The organism is Kitasatospora sp. NPDC127121 (assembly GCF_042677305.1).
Taxonomy (GTDB): domain Bacteria; phylum Actinomycetota; class Actinomycetes; order Streptomycetales; family Streptomycetaceae; genus Kitasatospora.
On sequence record NZ_JBHXTQ010000157.1, the window covers coordinates 1 to 4,505 of the forward strand.

4 protein-coding genes are annotated in these 4,505 nt (G+C 76.4%); all 4 read left to right on the forward strand.

Going from position 1 to position 4,505, the window contains the following annotated elements:
* Window positions 1-212: 212 nt before the first annotated feature.
* On the forward strand, window positions 213-797 hold the full coding sequence (gene sigK, locus ACFVHI_RS36985; RefSeq protein WP_063352900.1) for an ECF RNA polymerase sigma factor SigK: 585 nt from the start codon (window positions 213-215) through the stop codon (window positions 795-797).
* Window positions 794-1,543, forward strand: a complete 750-nt coding sequence (locus tag ACFVHI_RS36990) for an anti-sigma factor domain-containing protein (protein ID WP_380346432.1) — start codon at window positions 794-796, stop codon at window positions 1,541-1,543. The genes sigK and ACFVHI_RS36990 overlap by 4 nt, the downstream gene beginning before the upstream one ends.
* Window positions 1,544-1,880: 337 nt before the next feature.
* Window positions 1,881-3,506 carry a molybdopterin-dependent oxidoreductase gene (locus tag ACFVHI_RS36995; protein WP_380346434.1) on the forward strand — a complete coding sequence of 542 codons (1,626 nt, stop codon included), beginning with the start codon at window positions 1,881-1,883 and terminating at the stop codon, window positions 3,504-3,506.
* A gap of 72 nt (window positions 3,507-3,578) precedes the next feature.
* Complete coding sequence (locus ACFVHI_RS37000) at window positions 3,579-4,274, forward strand: fasciclin domain-containing protein (protein ID WP_380346436.1); 696 nt, start codon at window positions 3,579-3,581, stop codon at window positions 4,272-4,274.
* Window positions 4,275-4,505: the final 231 nt, after the last annotated feature.

A 4,505-nucleotide genomic window follows, 5' to 3' on the forward strand; every position in this document is an offset into this window, starting at 1 on the left:
CCCGCAGGAGACCCGGTGTCCTTCGCGGGGGCCGGAAATCTGGTGTCCTTCGCGGGCAATCCGCGCCGGGTGCGGCTTCGAACGCCTGACGTCGCCGTGTTCCGTCGGCCCGGCCGGGTGTCCGTCCGGCCGGGATTCCCTGGAGGTCGTGCCATGCCCACCGTCCACTGGCCGGGGCCGTCGCCCGTGCGTTGCGAGCGCGAGGTGGCCGGATGAGCACGGTCGTTCACCTGTCCGGGCCGGGGCGTCCGGGCACCGACCTCAAGGAGTTGCTGAGCAGGACCGCGCGCGGCGACCGGGAGGCGTTCGGCCGGCTGTACGACGCGGTGGCGGGCCCGGTGCTGGGGCTGGTCCGCCGGGTGCTGCGGGATCCGGCGCAGTCCGAGGAGGTCGCGCAGGAGGTGATGCTGGAGGTGTGGCGCACCTGCGCCCGCTACCGGCCCGAGCGCGGGGAGGTGCTGGCGTGGGTGCTGACCATCGCCCACCGCCGCGCCGTGGACCGGGTGCGGGCGGCGCAGGCGGCCGCCGACCGCGACCAGCGGGCCGCCGCCGCCTCGCACGTGCCGGCGTTCGACGAGGTCGCCGAGCAGGTCGAGGGGCGGCTGGAACGCGAGCAGGTGCGGCGCTGCCTGAAGGGGCTGACCGAGTTGCAGCGGGAGTCGATCACGCTGGCCTACTACCGCGGGTACACCTACCCGCAGGTCGCCGAACTGCTCGGCACCCCGCTGGGCACCGTCAAGACCCGGATGCGCGACGCGCTGATCCGGCTGCGCGACTGCCTGGGAGTGGGAGCATGAGCGGCGCCGACCTGCACACGCTGACCGGCGCCTACGCCGCGCACGCCCTCGACGCGGACGAGCGCGCGCAGTTCGAGCGCCACCTGGCGCAGTGCCCGGCCTGCGCCCGGGAGGTGGCCGAGTTCACGGCGACGCTGGCCAGGCTCGGCGCCGCGCAGGCCGTCGCGGTGCCCGGGGAGCTGAAGTCGCGGGTGATGGGCGCGCTGGACACCGTCCGGCAGGAGGCCCCGCGCGCCGCGGCCGGGCCCGACGGCGCCCGGCGCCCCGGGCGGCTCGCCCGCGGCTGGCCGCGGCTGGCGCTGGCGGCCTGTCTGGCGGCGGCCGCGGCCCTCGGCGGCGTGGCCGTCCAGCAGCACCGGGAGGCTAACCGGGCCAGGGCCCTCGCCGCCGCGCTGCAGCGGCACCAGGACCTGGTCACCGGGCTGCTGGCGGCACCCGACGCCCGGCGGGCGAGCGGCCCGGCGGCCGGTGGCACCGGCAGCGGGGCGGTGGTCTGGTCGCACGGCCGGGGCCGGGCCGTCCTCCTGGCCTCCGGCCTGCCCGCCCCGGCGGACGGCACGGCGTACGAGCTGTGGTTCGACGACGGCGCCGCGATGCGCCCGGCGGGGCTGATGCCCCGGGGCGACGGCGCGTTCCTGCTGGACGGCCCCCTGGACGGTGCGCGCGGCATCGGCGTCACGGTGGAGCCCTCGGCCGGATCCGCTCACCCCACGGGGGCGCCGGTCCTGCTGATCCCGTTCACCTGAGCGGCCGAACCGGGTCGGGCGAAAGGCCGGGTCGGTCAGGTCGGCCGGGTCGGTCAGGTCGGGGTCAGGAGACGGTGACGGTGCCGTGCACGGATTCGGCACCGGGCGGGTGACGGCCTGCCGCGCGATGCCCGTGGACGGCGAATTCACCGCTACGCGTGACGCGGCTGAACACTCCGGACGGGCCCGGGCCGACCCCCCGGGGGGCGCCCCGGGTGCCCTTGAGCGGCCTCAGCGCGGCCCCGGCTCTGGCCGGGAGGTGTCACCCGGCCAGAGCAATTTCACCCGATCGGGGGGTATCCGGACTCGCACCCATCCGGTGGAGCCGGACCGCCGAATGAGGACCGTGACCGATGAGACGAGCAGCAGCCCGCCGGGCGCCCTCCCCCGAGCACGCCCCCGTGCCGCCGGGCCGGCCGTCGCGGCGCTGTGCGGGCTGGCGGCCGCCGCCGCGGCCGTGGGAGCCGGCGAGGCGGCGGCGGCGTTCACCCGCCCCCAGGCCTCACCGGTGGTGGCGATCGGCTCGGCGGCGATCGACCTCGCACCCACCGCCGTCAAGGCGTGGGCGGTCCAGCGGTTCGGCACCGGCGACAAGGCGGTCCTGCTGGGCGGGATCTACACCGTCATGGGCCTCGCGGCCGCGGCCCTCGGCGTGCTGGCCGGACGCCGTCGCGGCGCGGCCGCCGCCCTGTTCGCGGCCTTCGGCGGCCTCGGCGCCTGGGCAGCGCTGGCCCGCCCGCAGGCCGTCCCCACCGACCTGCTGCCCTCCGCCGCCGCGGCGGGCGGCGCGGTCGCCGTGCTGTGGTGGCTGACCGGACCCGCCCTCTCCCTTGGCCCTTTCCTTAGCCCTTTCCCTGGCCCCTCCCGGCGCTCGGGCGCGGTCCGGCCGGCCGGGCCCGAGCGGCGGCGCGTCCTGGCGGCCGGCGCCACGATCGGCGCGGCCGCCGCCCTCGGCACGGCCGGACGCGTCCTGTCCGACCGGCGCGGCGACGTCAGCGCGGCCCGCGCCGCCGTCCGCCTGCCGCCGCCGCTGCACCCGGCGCCGCCACTGCCGCGCGCCGTCGGCGCCACGGTCCCCGGCCTGCCCCCGTTCATCACCCCCACCGCCGACTTCTACCGCGTCGACACCGCCCTGACCCTGCCGCGCATCGACCCGCGCGCCTGGTCGCTGCGGCTGCACGGCCTGGTCGACCGCCCGCTACTGATCGGCTTCGACGACCTACTCGCCCTCGGGCTGGAGGAGCTGGACCACACCCTGTCCTGCGTCTCCAACGAGGTCGGCGGCCCCTACGCGGGCACCACCCGCTGGCTCGGCGCCTCGCTGCCCGCCCTGCTGCGCCGCGCCGGCGTCCGCTCCGGCGCCGAGCAGCTCGTCGGCCGCTCGCAGGACGGCATGACGATCGGCACCCCGGTCGAGACGCTCCTCGACGGGCGCCGGGCGCTGCTCGCGGTGGCGATGAACGGCGAGGCGCTGCCCGTCGAACACGGCTTCCCCTGCCGCACGGTGGTGCCCGGCCTCTACGGCTACACCTCGGCCACCAAGTGGCTCGTCGACCTGGAGGTGACCACCTTCGCCGCCCGCGACCCGTACTGGGTGCGGCGCGGCTGGGACCGCACCGGCGAGGTCCGCACCGCCTCGCGGATCGACGTGCCCGCGCCGTTCGCCCGCGTGCCGCCCGGCGACGTGACGGTGGCCGGCACCGCCTGGGCCACCCACCGCGGCATCGCCGCCGTCGAGGTGCGCGTCGACGGCGGGCCCTGGCGGCAGGCCGAACTGGCCACCGACGCCGGGCCCGACCTATGGCGCCAGTGGACCCACGCCTGGACCGGCGCCGCCCCCGGGACCCACCGCATCGAGGCCCGCGCCACCGACGCCACCGGGGCCGTCCAGCCCGAGACCCGCACACCTCCCTACCCCTCGGGCGCGACGGGCTGGCACAGCGTCGTCGTCACCGTCACCTGACCCCACCCCACGACCTACCCACCCCTTCGGCATCCGGGATCCGCCCGATGCCCCTGACAGGAGAATCCGTCCATGAACACGACCGTCCTGGTCCGCAAGCCCTTCGCCGCCGTCCTCGCCGCCGGCCTGCTGGCCGCCGCCCTGAGCGCGTGCAGCAACAGCGGCGGCGACGCGAAGTCCTCGGACACGGCCAAGAGCACCACCGCGGCCGCCGCACCCACGCCGTCCGTGACCGGCGGCCCGTCCACGGAGGCCCGGGCTTCCGGTGCCCCGTCCGCCGAGCAGGTGACGGCCGGGCAGCCGTTCGGCACCGCGTGCGCGGCCGTCCCCAAGGACGGGGCGGGCAGCTTCACCGGCATGGCCAAGGACCCGGTCGCCACCGCCGCCTCCAACAACCCGCTGCTGTCCACCCTCGTCACCGCCGTCAAGCAGGCCGGCCTGGTGGACACCCTCAACTCCGCGAAGAACATCACCGTCTTCGCCCCCACCAACGACGCCTTCGCCAAGCTCCCGAAGAAGGACCTCGACGCCGTCCTCGCCGACAAGGACAAGCTCACCAAGATCCTCACCTACCACGTCGTCCCCCAGCGCCTGGCTCCCGCGGCACTCGCCGGCGGACACAAGACCCTGGCCGCCGACGACCTCACCGTGACCGGCACCGCCCCGGACTTCACCGTCAACTCCGCCGCCAAGGTGCTGTGCGGCGACGTCCAGACCGCCAACGCCACCGTCTACATCGTCGACACCGTCCTGATGCCCGCCTCCTGACCCGACATCAGCCCATGAACCGCGGCCCCCGGCGAACAACCCCCCGGTAGCCGGGGGCCGCACCCCCACCTCCCGCCCCCGCTGGCTTCCCCACCAGCCAAATATGTAGACCGACCGACATATTTCTTCTACGCCATGATTCCAGCCGCGGGATAAGTGGGGAGGTGCAAAGTGACGCGCGCGCCCAGGCGCTGCTGCATCCCCGCTCACCGCCCCCCCACAGTGGGCGCA